The 16,506-nt window shown below is 43.8% G+C and carries 21 protein-coding genes; 15 read left to right on the top strand and 6 right to left on the bottom strand.

Annotation, left to right across the window (positions count from 1 at the left end):
• Nucleotides 1–167: 167 nt before the first annotated feature.
• Genes CTT31_RS16335 through murA form a run of 7 tightly spaced genes read left to right on the top strand, consistent with a single transcriptional unit; the run spans nt 168 to nt 4,824 of the window.
• Nucleotides 168–968, top strand: coding sequence for an ATP-binding cassette domain-containing protein (locus tag CTT31_RS16335; protein ID WP_010376674.1), 801 nt, complete (start codon nt 168–170; stop codon nt 966–968).
• Between the two features lie 2 nt (nt 969–970).
• Entirely contained in the window at nt 971–1,750 is a 780-nt protein-coding gene (gene mlaE / locus CTT31_RS16330) for a lipid asymmetry maintenance ABC transporter permease subunit MlaE (protein WP_010376675.1), read from the top strand.
• A 12-nt stretch (nt 1,751–1,762) separates the two neighbouring features.
• Nucleotides 1,763–2,308: an outer membrane lipid asymmetry maintenance protein MlaD gene (gene mlaD / locus CTT31_RS16325; RefSeq protein WP_010376676.1), complete on the top strand. Its 546-nt coding sequence runs from the start codon at nt 1,763–1,765 to the stop codon at nt 2,306–2,308.
• A gap of 2 nt (nt 2,309–2,310) precedes the next feature.
• Nucleotides 2,311–2,997 (top strand): MlaC/ttg2D family ABC transporter substrate-binding protein, encoded by a 687-nt coding sequence (locus tag CTT31_RS16320; RefSeq protein WP_130127095.1) that lies wholly within the window; start codon nt 2,311–2,313, stop codon nt 2,995–2,997.
• A complete protein-coding gene (locus CTT31_RS16315; RefSeq protein WP_039492913.1) occupies nt 2,984–3,289 on the top strand; it encodes an STAS domain-containing protein in 306 nt (101 codons plus the stop codon). Before CTT31_RS16320 ends, CTT31_RS16315 begins: the two co-directional genes overlap by 14 nt.
• A gap of 5 nt (nt 3,290–3,294) precedes the next feature.
• On the top strand, nt 3,295–3,552 hold the full coding sequence (locus CTT31_RS16310; RefSeq protein ID WP_039492911.1) for a BolA family protein: 258 nt from the start codon (nt 3,295–3,297) through the stop codon (nt 3,550–3,552).
• 12 nt (nt 3,553–3,564) lie between these two features.
• The gene (gene murA, locus CTT31_RS16305) at nt 3,565–4,824 is read left to right on the top strand and encodes a UDP-N-acetylglucosamine 1-carboxyvinyltransferase (protein WP_260491598.1); all 1,260 of its coding nucleotides are present in this window, start codon (nt 3,565–3,567) and stop codon (nt 4,822–4,824) included.
• 61 nt (nt 4,825–4,885) lie between these two features.
• Here the strand turns inward: murA and CTT31_RS16300 are convergent, their stop codons facing one another.
• The 3 genes from CTT31_RS16300 to CTT31_RS16290 all read right to left on the bottom strand — a co-directional run bounded on the left by CTT31_RS16300 (nt 4,886) and on the right by CTT31_RS16290 (nt 8,255).
• Nucleotides 4,886–5,965, bottom strand: coding sequence for a trypsin-like peptidase domain-containing protein (locus CTT31_RS16300; RefSeq protein WP_039492907.1), 1,080 nt, complete (start codon nt 5,963–5,965; stop codon nt 4,886–4,888).
• Between the two features lie 102 nt (nt 5,966–6,067).
• On the bottom strand, nt 6,068–7,420 hold the full coding sequence (locus CTT31_RS16295; protein ID WP_010376687.1) for a DegQ family serine endoprotease: 1,353 nt from the start codon (nt 7,418–7,420) through the stop codon (nt 6,068–6,070).
• A gap of 379 nt (nt 7,421–7,799) precedes the next feature.
• Nucleotides 7,800–8,255 carry a Z-ring associated ZapG family protein gene (locus tag CTT31_RS16290; RefSeq protein ID WP_010376689.1) on the bottom strand — a complete coding sequence of 152 codons (456 nt, stop codon included), beginning with the start codon at nt 8,253–8,255 and terminating at the stop codon, nt 7,800–7,802.
• A 123-nt stretch (nt 8,256–8,378) separates the two neighbouring features.
• Between CTT31_RS16290 and zapE the strand changes: the two genes are divergently transcribed.
• The 8 genes from zapE to CTT31_RS16250 all read left to right on the top strand — a co-directional run bounded on the left by zapE (nt 8,379) and on the right by CTT31_RS16250 (nt 14,938).
• Entirely contained in the window at nt 8,379–9,467 is a 1,089-nt protein-coding gene (gene zapE / locus CTT31_RS16285) for a cell division protein ZapE (RefSeq protein WP_211858754.1), read from the top strand.
• 354 nt (nt 9,468–9,821) lie between these two features.
• A complete protein-coding gene (rplM, locus tag CTT31_RS16280) occupies nt 9,822–10,250 on the top strand; it encodes a 50S ribosomal protein L13 (protein WP_010376694.1) in 429 nt (142 codons plus the stop codon).
• 8 nt (nt 10,251–10,258) lie between these two features.
• Nucleotides 10,259–10,651 carry a 30S ribosomal protein S9 gene (gene rpsI, locus CTT31_RS16275; protein WP_161796706.1) on the top strand — a complete coding sequence of 131 codons (393 nt, stop codon included), beginning with the start codon at nt 10,259–10,261 and terminating at the stop codon, nt 10,649–10,651.
• Nucleotides 10,652–11,164: 513 nt separating this feature from the next.
• The gene (petA, locus tag CTT31_RS16270; RefSeq protein ID WP_039492902.1) at nt 11,165–11,755 is read left to right on the top strand and encodes a ubiquinol-cytochrome c reductase iron-sulfur subunit; all 591 of its coding nucleotides are present in this window, start codon (nt 11,165–11,167) and stop codon (nt 11,753–11,755) included.
• Nucleotides 11,755–13,056, top strand: a complete 1,302-nt coding sequence (locus CTT31_RS16265) for a cytochrome b (RefSeq protein WP_045987630.1) — start codon at nt 11,755–11,757, stop codon at nt 13,054–13,056. The genes petA and CTT31_RS16265 overlap by 1 nt, the downstream gene beginning before the upstream one ends.
• Nucleotides 13,053–13,790, top strand: a complete 738-nt coding sequence (locus tag CTT31_RS16260) for a cytochrome c1 (protein WP_029215832.1) — start codon at nt 13,053–13,055, stop codon at nt 13,788–13,790. Before CTT31_RS16265 ends, CTT31_RS16260 begins: the two co-directional genes overlap by 4 nt.
• A gap of 96 nt (nt 13,791–13,886) precedes the next feature.
• Nucleotides 13,887–14,513, top strand: coding sequence for a stringent starvation protein SspA (gene sspA, locus CTT31_RS16255; protein WP_017219052.1), 627 nt, complete (start codon nt 13,887–13,889; stop codon nt 14,511–14,513).
• Nucleotides 14,513–14,938, top strand: a complete 426-nt coding sequence (locus tag CTT31_RS16250) for a ClpXP protease specificity-enhancing factor (RefSeq protein WP_211858753.1) — start codon at nt 14,513–14,515, stop codon at nt 14,936–14,938. Before sspA ends, CTT31_RS16250 begins: the two co-directional genes overlap by 1 nt.
• Nucleotides 14,939–14,982: 44 nt before the next feature.
• Here CTT31_RS16250 and dolP read toward each other — a convergent pair whose 3' ends face one another.
• Genes dolP through CTT31_RS16235 form a run of 3 tightly spaced genes read right to left on the bottom strand, consistent with a single transcriptional unit; the run spans nt 14,983 to nt 16,500 of the window.
• Nucleotides 14,983–15,549 carry a division/outer membrane stress-associated lipid-binding lipoprotein gene (dolP, locus tag CTT31_RS16245; protein WP_211858752.1) on the bottom strand — a complete coding sequence of 189 codons (567 nt, stop codon included), beginning with the start codon at nt 15,547–15,549 and terminating at the stop codon, nt 14,983–14,985.
• Nucleotides 15,546–16,133 (bottom strand): SIS domain-containing protein, encoded by a 588-nt coding sequence (locus tag CTT31_RS16240; RefSeq protein WP_010376705.1) that lies wholly within the window; start codon nt 16,131–16,133, stop codon nt 15,546–15,548. Before CTT31_RS16240 ends, dolP begins: the two co-directional genes overlap by 4 nt.
• Nucleotide 16,134: 1 nt before the next feature.
• Complete coding sequence (locus CTT31_RS16235) at nt 16,135–16,500, bottom strand: YraN family protein (RefSeq protein WP_069020035.1); 366 nt, start codon at nt 16,498–16,500, stop codon at nt 16,135–16,137.
• Nucleotides 16,501–16,506: the final 6 nt, after the last annotated feature.

Raw genomic sequence — 16,506 nt, 5'->3', positions numbered from 1 at the left:
TAGCCAATAGGATTAAAATTTCGATAGATACTACCAAAAGCGCTCTGGAAAGTATAAGCAAACCGTTACATTTCACTACTTACAAAATTTTACCAAAACGATTTTCCATCTTGTTTGAAAAAAAAGTATCATACTTGGATGAATATAGTCTGGATCTGGAGAGCGACTTGTCGCAGTCAATTGTAGAAATCAAGGATGTAACCTTCTCTCGGGGTGAAAGGATCATCTACAAAAACATGAGCTTTTCTGTACCAAAGGGCAAAATTACCGCAATAATGGGACCGAGTGGTATTGGTAAAACCACCATGCTGCGTTTAATCGGTGGTCAGCTTAAGCCTGATAGCGGTGATATTCTTTTTGCTGGAAACAGTATCCCTAACATGTCACGAGCAGCTTTGTATCAAGCTCGAACGCGCATGAGTATGTTATTTCAAAGCGGTGCTTTGTTTACCGATATGAGCGTGTTCGACAATGTGGCATTTCCTCTACGCGAGCATACCGAATTATCTGAAGAACTAATCCGTTTAGTGGTGCTAATGAAGCTTCAAGCGGTTGGTCTTCGTGGTGCAAAAGATTTAATGCCGGCAGAGCTCTCTGGCGGTATGGCAAGACGCGCGGCTTTAGCGCGTTCTATCGCACTTGATCCTGAATTAATTATGTACGATGAACCGTTTGCAGGTCAGGACCCTATCTCCATGGGTGTTCTAGTTCGCTTGATTAAGTCCCTTAATGAAGTGTTGGGATTATCGTCGCTGATAGTCACTCATGACGTTACTGAAGTGCTGAGCATTGCCGATCACGTCGTTATTATTGCTGAGCAAGGTGTGATTGGTACAGGAACCCCTGAGCAGATGCTTGAACATGAATCGCCATTAGTGCAGCAGTTCTTACAGGGCCTTGCGGATGGGCCTGTGCCATTCCACTTTAAAGCGCCTGATTATCAGCAAGCGCTGTTGCAAGGAGAGTGAGTATGGTCGACTTTTTACAAAAACTAGGCCACAAAACCCTCAGCCGTTTTGCTGCACTTGGCCGTGCCACAACAATGCTTTTTGGTGCGCTATGTAGCTTACCTAATTTCCGAAAAGGCACGCCGCTGTTGATTAAGCAACTTTACATGGTTGGCCATCAATCATTGTTGATTATCATGGTGTCTGGTTTATTTATCGGCATGGTATTGGCATTACAAGGCTATACCGTGTTAGTTGGGTATGGCGCTGAAGATAGCCTTGGACCTTTGGTTGCTTTGAGTTTACTTAGAGAGCTGGGCCCTGTGGTAACCGCACTCTTATTTGCAGGACGTGCAGGCAGTGCGTTAACTGCTGAAATCGGTTTGATGAAGGCTACGGAACAATTATCTAGTTTAGAAATGATGGCGATAGACCCGCTTAAACGCGTGGTTGCTCCTCGTTTCTGGGCCGGTTTTATTAGTATGCCGTTACTCGCATTGATATTCTCTGCGATCGCTATTTTAGGCGCACACTTGGTGGGGGTTGATTGGTTAGGCGTAGATTCAGGTAGCTTCTGGTCAATTATGCAATCGCAAGTGTCGTTTCAACAAGACATCTTAAATGGTCTTATTAAGAGTTTCGTATTTGCACTATTAGTAACTTGGATCGCGCTATACAAAGGCTATGACTGTATTCCCACTTCTGAAGGAATAAGTAAAGCGACGACAGAGACGGTAGTACATTCTTCACTGGCTGTACTTGGCTTTGACTTTGTATTAACAGCGGTTATGTTCTCAAGTTAAAAGGTTTTAAAAATGAATACACGGAAAATAGAAATTTTAGTTGGGTTGTTCGTGGCATTGGGCATTGCTGCATTTGTTATGTTGGCGCTAAAGGTAGCTAATTCAGGCTTAAGCGGCAATGGTGAAACTTACACTTTGCATGCTAAGTTCGAAAATATAGGCTCGTTGAAAACCCGCGCCCCAATTAAGGTGGGTGGGGTTGTGATTGGTCGTGTTGATGGAATTCACATCCATCCACAAGAGTTCGTGCCGGTAGTTTCAATGAGTTTAGATAAAAACTACGAGTGTCAGTTTTCCGATACGTCGTCGGTTTCGATTTTGACTTCGGGCATTTTGGGAGAGCAATACTTAGGTATTTCTCCCGTTATTGCTGCTGAATCTGCGAAGCAAAAATGTCTTGGTCAGGAGGTAACGAGTGAAGATAGCGTTGATCTTGAGTCTCTTTTTGGTGTGGAAACAAAAGCGCTAAAAGACGGTGACATGATCACAGATACAAAATCGGCACTGGTATTAGAAGAGCTAATTGGTCAGTTCCTATTTAATCAAGGGAGCGAGTAAATATGTTAAAAAACATCTATGCAAAATGTCTGACTTTGCTTGTAGCATTGATGGCTACCGCATTGGTTCAGGCGAAAGAAGTGGACTCAAGTGATCCTTATAAAATGGTTGAGCAAGTTGCGGCGCAAACTTTTCAGCGTGTTACGAAAGAGCAAAACATCATTGAAGAAGACAAAGAACACTTACGCGTTATCGTAGAAGAAGAGCTCTTGCCTTACATTGATTACAAATATGCTGCGTATCGTGTATTAGGTTCTTATATTCAAAAGGTTCGCAACATCGAAAGTAAAGAGGAGAAAGCTGCTGCTGTCGAGCATATTAGAGAGTTTATTGAGGTATTCAAAAATTACTTGGTAGCGACTTATGCTGGTGTATTTACTCAATATAAAGACCAAAAGGTAGAGTTTGGTGAGCATCGCCCATTTGAAAATGAAGGTGTGGTGGTTGTTAAGACCAAAATTGTAGAGCCTGGTAAGCCTGATATCAAAATTGATTTCAAAGTTAGACGCGGTCAAGACGGTGACTGGCGTGCTTTTGACATGATGGCGGAAGGCATTAGTTTACTCGATGCCAAACAATCGGAGCTACATGGTATTTTACGCCAGCAGGGTATTGAACATGTGATCCAACTGTTAGATAAGAAGAGCAAGCTTCCGGTGCAATTTAGAGGGGATGATGGTGACGCCTAGTATTTCATTCACCGAAAGTAAAGGTGAAATCGTGTTAACTGGTGAACTTACGAGAGCGAGTTTACCAAGCGCACTGAAACAGTCGACCATCGTTCAAGTGCTGAAAAATGCACAATCAACCGTCTATTTTAACCTTTCTGAGGTGACAAGGGTTGACACCGCGGGCTTAGCTTGGTTAATTCACTCTTTAGGTCAATTGAAACAGCGCGACATTCGTCTCGAGCTGAAAAATACGCCTGAGCAACTGCAAAATTTAATGGAGTTGGGGCAGGTGACAACCCTATTTGAGTGAGTCTAATGGAAACAAATCAAGTCGAAACTTTATTGAGAGATGCACTATCGCTTGACGAGATCATCGTCAAAGCTAATGGTAGTCACTACGAAGTCATTGCTGTTGGAACGTGTTTTGACGGATTAAGAAGGCTGAAAAGAGAACAGCTGATCTACGGCCCACTGATGGATACTATTAAAGACGGCACCATCCATGCTGTTAGTATTCGTGCATTCACACCTGATGAATGGCAAAAAGAGCGCAAATTTATTCTTCCACAATAACGGAGTGCCGCAATGGATCAGTTTGTTATCCAAGGTGGCACCACTTTAGCCGGTGAAGTCACTATTTCAGGGGCTAAAAATGCAGCCCTACCTATTTTATTCGCCGCTCTGCTTGGCGATGGTAAAAGTCGTTTTTCTAATGTACCGCACTTACGCGATATAGGTACCACTGAAGCCTTATTAAAAACACTGGGCGCTGAAGTTGAGTGGGATGGCGATATCTTAGAAATCAATGGTGCAACGGTAAATAGCGTGCTTGCACCTTATGAGCTCGTTAAGCAAATGCGTGCGTCGGTACTGGCGTTAGGCCCATTAGTTGCAAGATTTGGTCAAGCGCAAGTATCCCTACCGGGAGGCTGTGCTATTGGTGCTCGTCCAGTCGATCTGCATATTTCAGGCCTTGAGAAAATGGGCGCTAAGATCAAAGTTGAGAATGGTTATATCCATGCGGTAACCGAGGGTCGTCTTCGTGGCGCCGAGATCTTTATGGAAACCGTCAGCGTTGGTGCTACTGAAAACTTACTGATGGCTGCAACCCTCGCCGATGGTAAAACTGTGATAGATAATGCTGCGCGAGAGCCAGAGATTATTAACTTAGCGGAATGCTTAGTTGCCATGGGTGCCAAGATCAGCGGTGCAGGTTCGAGCCGAATTGAGATAGAAGGCGTTGAGCGTCTTAATGGTTGTGAGCATAAAATCCTTCCTGATCGCATCGAAACAGGGACCTTTTTGGTTGCTGCGGCAATGGCAAAAGGCGAAGTGCTGTGTAAAAACACGGATTATCATAGCCTTGAACCTGTGCTTGAAAAGCTACGCGCCGCCAATGCGATTGTGGAGGTAAGTGAAGACAGTATTTACGTGGATATGCGTCAACGCGCTTTGAAAGCCGTTAATATCAAAACTATGCCACATCCTGGTTTTCCAACAGACATGCAAGCTCAGTTTACCGCATTAAATGTGGTGGCTGAAGGGAGCGCGACAATCACAGAGACTATCTTTGAAAACCGTTTTATGCACGTACCAGAGCTACAGCGTATGGGCGCGAATATTCGTTTAGAAGGCAACACTGCAATCTGTGGTGAGACTGAGTCGTTATCTGGTGCGCAGGTAATGGCAACCGATTTACGCGCTTCAGCGAGTCTTATCCTAACGGGTATTGTGGCAACAGGCAAAACCATAGTCGATCGCATCTATCACGTTGATAGGGGCTATCAGAAGATAGAAGATAAGCTAAGTCGGTTAGGTGCAAATATAAAACGCCGTAAAACCTGAGCTTAATTAAGCGAATTGGTAAAAAACAAAAAAGCGTCCCTCTGGACGCTTTTTGCTTTGCTTAATACAGTCCTGTTTCGAGTTCAGCGACTTCCACCGTAATAGTGAGGCGCTGACCACCTCTGAGTACTTCAAACTCGAGTTTAGTACCAGGCGCGGTATTGCCAATCGTCTTCAGTGTCCTTTGCGGATTAGTCACAGGCTCTCCACCTACTTTAACCACAATATCATGCTCTTTCATGCCAGCTTGCCAGGCGGGACCTAGCGGGTCTAATTCGCTCACAGCAAGGCCGACAATTGGTGTGTAGAGATCCGTTACGCTTTTACCTGTATTGTCAACTGGTGTGCCTCTAAAGCCGAGGTAGCCTCGGATCACTCTGCCATCCATAATGAGTTTATGCATGACGTCCATTGCAAGATCATAAGGGATCGCAAAAGAGATACCTTGGATATCAATATTCAAACGCGTGCGAAATTGCGCAGAGGTAATGCCAACTAGCGCGCCATTAGAATTGACAACGGCACCACCTGAATTACCAACATTAATCGCGGCATCCATTTGCAGCAAATTGTTGAACTGGCTTTCTGTGAGAGTCTGTTTGCCTGTTGCACTGATAATGCCTTGCGTAATGGTTTGTCCAATGTTCAATGGGTTACCAATTGCGAGCACCACATCCCCAACACGTGGTGAGTAGTCATGATCGATAGGAATGACAGGCAAATTCTCAGCTGGAATTTTTAATAAAGCTAAGTCCGTAATCGTGTCAAAGCCTATCAGTTGCGTATCGCTATACTGGCGGCCATCAGGAAGAAGGACAATGATTTGGTCGGCATTGTTCACCACATGATAGTTTGTCAGTATGTAGCCATCTCGGCTCATGATTACGCCAGAGCCAAGTTCTCTAACCGTGCTTTGGCGCTGATATCTTGGCTGATTGCTAAAGCCCTCGGAAAAAATCGTCACGACCGCTGGAGCTGTTTTTTCTACAGCATCAGCAAAACTCATATGATGGGCCTGAATATGTGGGGCCTCAAGTTTTGGCAAGTTATCCCTTAGCTCAGGATTAAACCAAATGATGATAAAAGCGATCCCAAGTCCGGCAAGCAGCGGTGGAAAAATGAATTTAATTAATTTGAACACAAGAGCTTATATTTATCGTTATCTAATACTGCTAATAATGACACAAAAAAAAACACAGCGACAAGTTTCGCTGTGTTTCATTTTTAATATTTGTCTATTTCGTTACTGAATGAGGTAGAAAACCGTCTCGCGATCGCGTTTAATCCCAAGTACGATATTACCTTTAATACCATTAATTAGTTTAGACATATCTTTAACACTCGTGACACGTTGGCGATTCACTTGCATGATCACATCGCCTTCTTCAAGGCCAACACGTGCAGCTGGTGAGCGAGGTTCTACTGAGGTAATGACGACACCTTCATTGCCATTGCGCTCGCCACTCTCTAGTACTGCGCCTCGTAGGTTTGGATGTACATCCTCTGCATTCGCCTGTTCTTCTTGCTTACCACCAAGCTCTACGTCGATAAACTTGGTTTTGCCATCACGGTAGACACCAAGTCGTACCTCACGACCTTCACCCATGGTAGCCACTTTACCGTGGAGTTCATTAAAGCTTTCAATGTCGTCGCCGTTTAGGCTGACAATAACATCATTGGCTTTCAGCCCGGCTTTGTCCGCTGCAGAATCTTCCACTACGCGCATGACATAAGCACCACGTTTAACATCAAAGCCTTGTGCTTTAGCAAGACCAGCATCTAAGGTACGACCCAATATACCCAATGAACCGCGACGAACTTCTCCGTACTCAACAATTTGATCTACTAGGTTTTTCATCATGTTTGACGGAATAGCAAAGCCGATCCCGACATTACCGCCAGACGCGCCTAAAATAGCAGTGTTGATACCAATAAGTTCGCCGTTTAAGTTAACTAGCGCACCACCTGAATTACCTTGGTTGATTGCCGCATCTGTTTGGATAAAGTCTTCATAGCCTTCGATATTTAAGCCGCTACGGCCTAGTGCACTGATGATGCCTGAGGTGACGGTATGACTTAATCCAAATGGATTACCAATAGCAACGGAAAAATCACCCACTCTCAACTTGTCTGAATTAGCGAGTTTGATTTCTGTTAGGTCTTCGCCGTCGATTTGTAGCAATGCGATATCAGATTCGGCGTCGCTACCGATTAATTTGGCCTCAAACTCTCTGCCATCCTTTAAAGTGACCAGCATCTCGTCTGCATCATCAATAACGTGATTGTTTGTAACGACATAGCCTTTATCTGCATCGATGATGACACCTGAGCCGAGGCCACTAAAAGGGCGCTTTTGGCTGCGAGGCTGCGGTTGTCCAAAGAAAAAGTCGAAAGGGTCGACACGGCGACGCACTTCTTTAGCACCTTTTACTTGGATACTAACAACGCCCGGGGCTACCTTTTCGAGCATAGGTGCTAGCGTTGGTAGTTGTTGGCCGTCTACGGCAACAGGAAGTTTGGCCATGCTTTGCTGCGGTAACAGCAATAAGCTAGAAGAAAGTAAAGCGGCCGATAACAAAGATAGTTTAAATTTCATAGTCGTGAAGTACTCCGCTATTAGCGTTAATATAAGTCATAAGGGGCTGATAACTAGCCTCTTATTAGGGCCTGTTGACCTTTGCTGTTTGACTTTTGTTCCCCTGAGAGGGTTTTGGTCGCGGCGCTCGACTTGCCGCCTAGTAATCTAAGCAAAAGTTGAGCAACAATGAACAAAGCGCACTCAGGGGAACCCAAAGGGCAGCGTTTGATTGGCATTTCTACTGTGTTATCGCCTGACTTACATAGACAAACTATGCTACACAGGCTCTGCCTTGTATAAATACCAATCAAACTGCTGCAAAAGCAAATTCGAAAGATCAATAGGCCCTAGAATCAATAACTTCTTTTAAAGACTATGGGGTCAACAAAAAGTTTCATCAAGAGGCTTTAATTTGCTCACTTTCTTTTTTTTGACCAGAAAATAACCCAGTTTCACCTTCGGCATAGTCACTAGGTGGAGCCTCAAAACTTGGATCTTGTTTACGTCTTCTCTCTGGGCGTGCTTGAAGAGAAGCTTGTAGTTGTTCTGTGGTTTCTTTCGAGAAAAAAGGATCCGCAGGATGAGATGGACGATCCTGTGTCAGTAGTTGGTTGGTTTCTTCCACATGGGTAAGCAGTTGCTGATAGCTATCCTGCATTTTATTTACTAGTTTTTTGGTGCTAGCAAGATGATCTGATACGTCTTGGCGATATTGCTCAAGGTCGTGTTTAGCTTGTTGTGCTTGCACTTCCAGTTCATCGTGTTTGAACTGCTTTTTCGTTACAAAGCCACCTAAAAAGAATGCAGCAATGGCAACAATGATCAGTAATCCAAGCCAAGTAACGGTAGTCATAGGTTTCTCCCTGTGTGCCTCAACGGCAAATAAAATTAAAACTCTGTTAGAGTTAAATATACGCTGTGAATACAGTCGTGTTAATATAACCTACAAACAAATCGTAAAAAAATATTTAAGTCGATGACGCCTTGGGAAAAATATCAGCAAGATCTACAACGTGATGATTTTCAATATGACAGCGCGCAAGAAAATGCCGTAAAGCATTTACAGCGATTGTATGACGACCTTATCAATCAGCCCCCGGTCAAACAAAACTTTCTCTCGCGCTTGTTTGGTAAAGCTGAGCCGCCAAAAGTGAAAGGGTTGTACTTTTGGGGAGGAGTAGGGCGCGGTAAAACTTATCTGGTTGATACCTTTTTCGATGCGTTGCCGACGGAGCGCAAAATGCGGGTGCATTTTCACCGCTTTATGCATCGTGTTCACGCAGAGCTAAAAAAGCTTAATGAAGTGAAAAATCCTCTGGAAAGCATCGCTGATACGTTCAAATCTGAAACTGACATTATTTGCTTCGATGAATTTTTCGTTCAAGATATCACTGATGCCATGTTACTGGGTGGATTAATGCAGGCGCTGTTTGCGCGCGGTATCGTGTTAGTGGCCACATCGAATATTGTGCCTGATGATTTGTATAAAAATGGCTTGCAGCGTGCGCGATTCTTACCTGCTATTGAATTGGTAAAAGCCAATACTGAGGTCGTTAATGTGGACTCGGGCATTGACTATCGCTTGCGCACGCTGGAACAAGCGGAAATTTTTCACAGCCCACTTGATAAACAAGCGGATGAAAACTTATTCGACTACTTTAACAAACTCTCTCCGGAGCCAGGTAAAGCCGAACAGGCGATTGAGATTGAAGGTCGGATGATCCAAACTCGAATGGTGTCTGATTGTATTGTTATGTTTGATTTCCCAGCGCTATGTGAAACCGCTCGTTCGCAAGTGGATTACATGGAGATCAGTCGCTTATATAACACAGTGATCCTATCTAATGTGAAGCAAATGGGTCAGCAAAACGATGATGCGGCAAGGCGCTTTATTGCGCTCGTCGATGAGTTTTATGAGCGCAATGTGACGCTTATCATCTCGGCTGCAGCGCCTATTACTGAACTTTATACCGAAGGTACATTGAATTTTGAGTTCAAACGCTGCATTAGCCGCTTGCAAGAAATGCAATCCCATGAATATTTAGCAAGAGAGCATTTAGCCTAACGGCAATTACTTTTTTGTTCAGAGGACTTGTTCGGTGTGGGTGTTTGTAAATATCCTATTTGAACGAGTCCTTGTCACGCACACGTCGTCATTTCGTTGGATTTTTTGCCTTTTCTATTTTTTTCGAAATTCTTCAGATTTTCTTGTAGAAAAAAGCACCAAGCGCTGGTTTTCACCCAGAAGGCTTGCTATAATCCGCGGCCTGCCACGTTGCGTTCTATTGCCCTCGTCGGCTTAGCCACTGACTTGAGCGGCATAAAAGTCTTAAACTCGAAGGGGTTAAAGCAAATACAAGTAGAGCGGTAGTCCAAGGACTGCCTGTGGTTTTAAAATTGAAAACTTTGGATTTTTATAATGAAAACGTTTGTTGCTAAACCAGAAACTGTAAAACGTGACTGGTACGTAGTTGACGCTGAAGGTAAAACTTTAGGTCGCATCGCTACTGAAATCGCTCGTCGCCTTCGCGGTAAGCACAAAGCTGAGTATACTCCACACGTTGACACTGGTGACTACATCATCGTAATCAACGCTGAGAAAGTTACTGTAACTGGTAACAAAACTCAGGACAAAATGTACTATGCTCACTCTGGTTACCCAGGTGGCCTTAAGTCTATCAACTTTGAGAAACTTCAAGCTAAAAAGCCTGAAATGATCATCGAGAAAGCGGTTAAAGGCATGTTACCTCGCGGTCCTCTAGGTCGTGAAATGTTCCGTAAACTTAAAGTTTACGCTGGTAACGAGCACAACCACGCTGCACAGCAGCCTCAGGTTCTAGACATTTAAGGAGCACTATCATGGCAAATCAATACTACGGTACAGGTCGTCGTAAAAGTTCAAGTGCTCGCGTATTCCTACGCCCAGGCACTGGCAACATCGTAATCAATAAGCGCTCTTTAGAAGAGTTCTTCGGTCGTGAAACTTCTCGCATGGTTGTTCGTCAGCCTTTAGAGCTAGTTGAAATGACAGAAAAGTTTGACCTATACATCACTGTTGCAGGTGGTGGTACAACTGGTCAAGCGGGTGCTATCCGTCACGGTATCACACGTGCACTAATGGAGTTTGACGAGTCTCTACGTCCAGCTCTACGTAAAGCTGGCTTTGTTACTCGCGATGCTCGTAAAGTTGAGCGTAAGAAAGTTGGTCTTAAGAAAGCACGTAAGAAGACACAGTTCTCTAAGCGTTAATTTATTACGTTTCAAGAATTCAAAAACCCAGCTTATGCTGGGTTTTTTGTTTTTAGCATCTCCTATGCACATCAATCTCTCGTATTTACGAGGTATCTCATTCGTTTTGTCCTACTTATTTGCTCAAAAATATCGCGTCGAGTTAAAAAAGTTCAATAAATATAATAATTAGTGCAATTCGAGCGGTAACTTGGCGGTTTTTTTTGCTACAATTGGCGAAGCAAGTAGAAAGACCTGAGATCCAGTCACGCGATTTGGTGCGTATCCTTAGTCGGGGGTTGATCTTAGTCAGTATATTGTTGTGTCAGATGCGATATCATAAATACTCGGTTTCATGCTCGAAGTAATCATAGATGATTTTCTGCGGGTTTATTCGGGCATGGATCTGGAATAACCTTGTTTTAATCAAGGTATTTATTTATGATCGCGTCTATTTTGTAATTTCTTAAATTAACCTGCTGTAACTGATGTTCTCAATATAGCAAGTGTTGGGAATCAAGTGGAGATAAGTGGATGAGCAATGCGCCTGTAGACAACAGCCGACGTCGCTTTTTAACTATCGCTACCTCTGTTGTAGGTGGCGTTGGTGCGGTTGGAGCTGCTGTTCCTTTTATTGCGTCCTGGAATCCAAGTGAGCGAGCTAAATCTGCAGGTGCGCCTGTAGAAGTAGATATCAGCAAGCTTGAGTCTGGACAACTTATTCGTGTTGAGTGGCGAGGCAAACCAGTTTGGATTGTTAATCGTACACCAAAAATGCTAGAACAAATGAAGCAACACGAAGACAAACTTCGTGATCCTAACTCTGAAGAGCCACAGCAGTTGGCATCAGCGCAGAACGGTTACCGTTCTAAGCGACCTGAGCTTTTCGTCGCGGTTGGGATTTGTACTCACTTAGGGTGTTCACCATCTTTCCTTAACGGAAGCTTTGGTGAAAAAGTAGAAGGCACTGATAGTGGTTTCTTCTGTCCTTGTCACGGTTCGAAGTTTGATATGGCGGGGCGCGTATTCCAAAACGTACCTGCACCTCTAAACTTAGAGATCCCTCCGTATACCTTTATTGACGACACTACCATTTTGGTAGGTGAAGAAGAAGGGGTTGCATAATGTCTGTTAATGTAGATAAAGCAGCAAATACGGGCGTTGTGGGCAAAGTTGTTGATTGGATCGATGCTCGTATTCCGATGACTCGCGTCTGGAATATGCACATTGCTCAATACCCAGCGCCAAAAAACTTTAACTTCTGGTACTTGTTTGGTTCACTCGCCATTCTAGTACTGGTAAACCAGATTGTAACGGGTATCTGGCTAACCATGAACTTTGTACCTTCTGCTGAAGGTGCATTTGCATCAGTTGAATACATCATGCGTGATGTTGAATACGGTTGGTTATTGCGATACCTGCACTCTACCGGCGCATCCGCATTCTTTATCGTGGTCTATCTTCACATGTTCCGCGGTATGATCTACGGTTCTTATCAAAAGCCACGTGAATTACTGTGGTTATTCGGTATGTTTATCTTCTTAGCGCTAATGGCTGAAGCTTTCATGGGTTACTTATTACCATGGGGTCAGATGTCTTTCTGGGGTGCTCAGGTAATCATTTCATTATTCGGTGCAATCCCTGTAATTGGTGATGACTTAACACTTTGGATCCGTGGTGACTACGTTATTTCTGGTGCAACGCTTAACCGCTTCTTTGCACTACACGTTATTGCCCTACCATTAGTACTGGTTATCTTAGTATTCCTTCATATCGTTGCACTGCACGAAGTAGGCTCAAACAACCCTGACGGTGTTGAGATCAAGCGCAAGAAAGGCTCTGTAGCTGAGGAAGACAAACCTAAGTTTAAATTCCATGAATACTACACTGATAAAAAAGATATTGTGGATGCAATTCCATTCCACCCTTACTACACAGTAAAAGATGTCTTAGGTGTTGCTGGCTTCTTAATTTTCTTCTGTGCCATTGTGTTCTTTGCACCGGAAATGAATGGTTTCTTCCTTGAAGCACCAAACTTTGAAGCGGCAAACCCGCTTAAAACACCAGAGCACATTTTCCCAGTTTGGTACTTTACGCCATTCTACGCGATCCTTCGTGCTATCCCTGATAAGTTAATTGGTGTAATTGCAATGGGCGCTTCAATCGTAGCATTGGCACTACTGCCTTGGATTGACCGTGGTTCGGTTCGTTCAATTCGCTACCGTTGTGGTTTCCATAAGTTGAACATTGCTCAGTTTGTTGTCACATTCGTTATCCTTGGCTGGATTGGTGCAACACCGCAAACTGACTTTAAAACGCTATTGTCGCAAATCACGACAGTAACTTATTTTATGTTCTTCGTGTTGCTATTCTTCTACAGTAAAAACGAGAAGACGAAGCCACTACCAACGAGGTTGACGAAATGATGAAAAAGCTAGTAATCGGTTTATTCGCATTGTTGCCAACGTTATCGATGGCAGCGGGCCCATCAGTGCCTTTGATGGAAGCAAACAATGACTTAACTGATAAAGCATCTCTACAGCGTGGCGCTAAGTTATTTATGAACTACTGCCTTGGCTGTCACCAAATGCAATATCAGCGTTATGAGCGTACTTTCCGTGACATCGGTATTCCAACTGAAATTGGTCAAGAAACGCTTATTTTCGATGGTTCAAAAGTAGGTAGCCATATTAAAAATTCTATGGCTAAAGATGATGCTGCAAAATGGTTTGGTGCTGCGCCACCGGACTTAACACTTATCTCTCGTGTTAAGTCTCCGGACTACATCTATACTTACTTGAAGTCATTCTATAAAGATGAGTCTCGCCCATTTGGTGTGAACAACGTTGTTTTCCCATTGGTGGGTATGCCTCACGTACTACAAGAGTTACAAGGCTTGCCAACACCGATCACTGAAGAAGTGGAAGAACATGGTCACACAGTGACTAAAGTTGTCGGCACTGAAACAGATGGTACCGGTGAGATGAGTGTTGATGAATATGACCAAGCAGCACGTGACCTGACAAACTTCTTAGCTTATGTAGGTGAGCCTTCTCGCCTAGAATCAGAAGCTATTGGTATTAAGGTTATTGGTTTCTTAGTTATCTTCTTCATCCTGGCATTCTTCTTGAAGAAAGAATACTGGAGAGATGTTCATTAATTTGAATATTCAAAGGTAATTTTTGCAATAGGGGCGTTCGCCCCTTTTGCTGTTTAAAGTGATTTAATTACTTTTAGTTTTTTAATGGAGGTAGGCATGGCCGTTGCTGCCAATAAGCGCCCTGTAATGACACTTTTTTCTGGGTCAAACTGTATGTACAGTCACCAGGTACGTATTGTACTTGCTGAGAAAGGTGTAAGTGTTGATATTCATCAGGCTGAAAAGGACAACTTACCAGAAGCTCTACACGAGATTAACCCGTATGGCACTGTTCCTACGCTAATCGATCGTGAGCTTGGCTTGTACCAAGCGAATATCATTATGGAGTATCTAGACGAGCGCTTCCCGCATCCTCCTCTGATGCCTGTATATCCAGTAATGCGTGGTCGTAGTCGTTTAATGATGCACCGCATTGAAACTGACTGGTACTCACTTGCTGAAAAGATCACTGCGGGTGGTGATGAAGCGGCTCAAGCTCGTAAAGAGTTAACTGAAGCGCTGCTAGCTGTAGCACCTATCTTTAATGAAGCACCTTACTTCATGAGTGAAGAGTTCAGCTTAGTTGATTGTTATTTAGCTCCACTACTTTGGCGTTTACCACAGCTTGGTATTGAGCTGAATGGTGCTGGTAGCAAAGAGCTAAAAGAATACATGCTGCGTTTATTTGAGCGTGACTCATTCCAAGCATCGCTAACGGATGCAGAGCGTGAGATCAGATCGTAATGACGTCTAATCGTCCTTACTTACTACGCGCGTTTTACGAGTGGATTGTCGATAACGAATGTACACCGCATTTAGTGGTGAACGCAGACTTTCCCTCGGTACAGGTTCCAACACAATTTGTGCAAGAAGGGCAAATTGTGTTGAACGTAAGCCCGTCTGCTGTGACGAATTTCTCAATGGATAATCAAGCGCTGAGCTTTAACGCCCGGTTTGGTGGCCAACCGATGCAGGTATATGTGCCTAATGGTGCAGTATTGGCTATCTATGCAAGAGAAAATGGTGAAGGCACGGTATTTACACCTGAAGAAGAAATCTTTGAAGATGAAGAGTTTGATTTGGTAGAAGAGACGGAAGTCCCACAATCTCCAGAGACTAAGCCAGAACCTGAAAAGAAAAAAGGTTCTCACCTTCGAGTGATAAAATAAAAAAACCTGCGAATGCAGGTTTTTTTATGGCTATACGTTATTGTTTATATGTACTCAAAGGCTTTGATCACACGTTTTACACCATTAATATTTCTGGCGATTTCTACCGCTGAGTTTGCTTCTTGCTTAGAGACTAAGCCCATCAAGAACACTTCGGCATTCTCGGTAACTACCTTAATATTTGCGCCATTGACTTCGTCGGCCGTCAGCAGTTTGGTTTTAACTTTGGAGGTCAGCCACGTATCATGTGTTTGCGTCGTGATGCCGATGTTTGAGCTTATTCTCAACTGATTATGTACTTGCTTAATCCCTGCAACGTTCTGTAGCGCACGCTCAGCTTCCGTTTTCATTTCTTGATTAGTGACCTGACCAATCATTAATACTACGCCATTAACACTCACCAGCGTGATATTGGCATGATCAGCAAGGCGCTTAATCTCTTTGATGGCAAGCGTGCCTTTGATCTCGATATTGTTATCGTCAATTTGTGCACCGATAGTGCGTCTATCATTTGCTGCTGACACCGCACCGGCTGTACCAGCAACTACCGCAGCAGCGCACCCTTGTAGTAACAAGATGGCGGCAAGTAAAGAGGTTATTCTCATCATCATACTTCGTCCTGAGGGAATAAAATTGCGTCGATTAGCTCACTTAAACAGTGAGTATTGAATAGTTGTGACTCGATTATCCGGCTTGGGCGTTTACTTGGGATCCGGATCTCTACATCCTGTGGGCCCAACAGACCGGTAATTTCACCACCATCATCACCAACTAATGCGATGACTTTCATATCTCTAGTAAGGGCTGCTTCCACTGCGCCAATAACCGCCTTTTCTTGCCCGTTTATGGCATACGCCACCAGCAAATCTCCTTGCTGCGCAAATGCGCGTATTTGCTTGGCAAAGCGCTCTCTGGCTTTGCCATTTTCTGGTGATGCCAAATTATATTGCTCATTCGTTAGTGCAATCGCCGGCAGACACGGGCGTTCGGTTTCGTAAAAGTTGCTTAAGATGGTTGCGAAGTGGTGCGCCAACATATGATTACTTGGCGCGCCGCAGCAGATGATTTTATTGCCATTGATCAGGCTCTGAGCCATGGTCATCGCTGCGGTTTCTAGCGCTTTAGGCAATACTTCGCCTGCTGCTATCTGCGCTTGAATTGACTCTGTAAATATAGACTTTATAGATTCTTGCATGCTAAAAAATATTTCTAATCCAGTTTATTTCAGGGGGATCGGCCCCTTGAATGGCAACAAAGTCGACTCTAAGTTGCGTGTTATGCAAATTTTGCTGTGCTAAATAATTATAAATACTACGCTTTAATCTTTGAAGCTTAGTTTTTGATAGTGCGTTAATTGCGCCACCAAAGTGGCTGCTATCGCGATACTTTACTTCAATAAACACTAAGGTTTGCGACTCTCGCATAATGAGATCTATCTCTCCGTATTTACAGAGATAGTTTCTGGTAACGGGGGTTAATCCTTGTTTTACCAAGAATTGCTCCGCAATCACCTCAAAATGCTCGCCTTTACTCCGTGTGTTGCTAAATAGTCCTTTAAACATCCAGAT

It is taken from the genome of Pseudoalteromonas maricaloris (genome assembly GCF_024746855.1).
GTDB classification, from domain to species: domain Bacteria; phylum Pseudomonadota; class Gammaproteobacteria; order Enterobacterales; family Alteromonadaceae; genus Pseudoalteromonas; species Pseudoalteromonas maricaloris.
The sequence above is the reverse complement of the archived record's forward strand: the minus strand, read 5'-3'. Positions and strand labels throughout refer to the sequence as shown.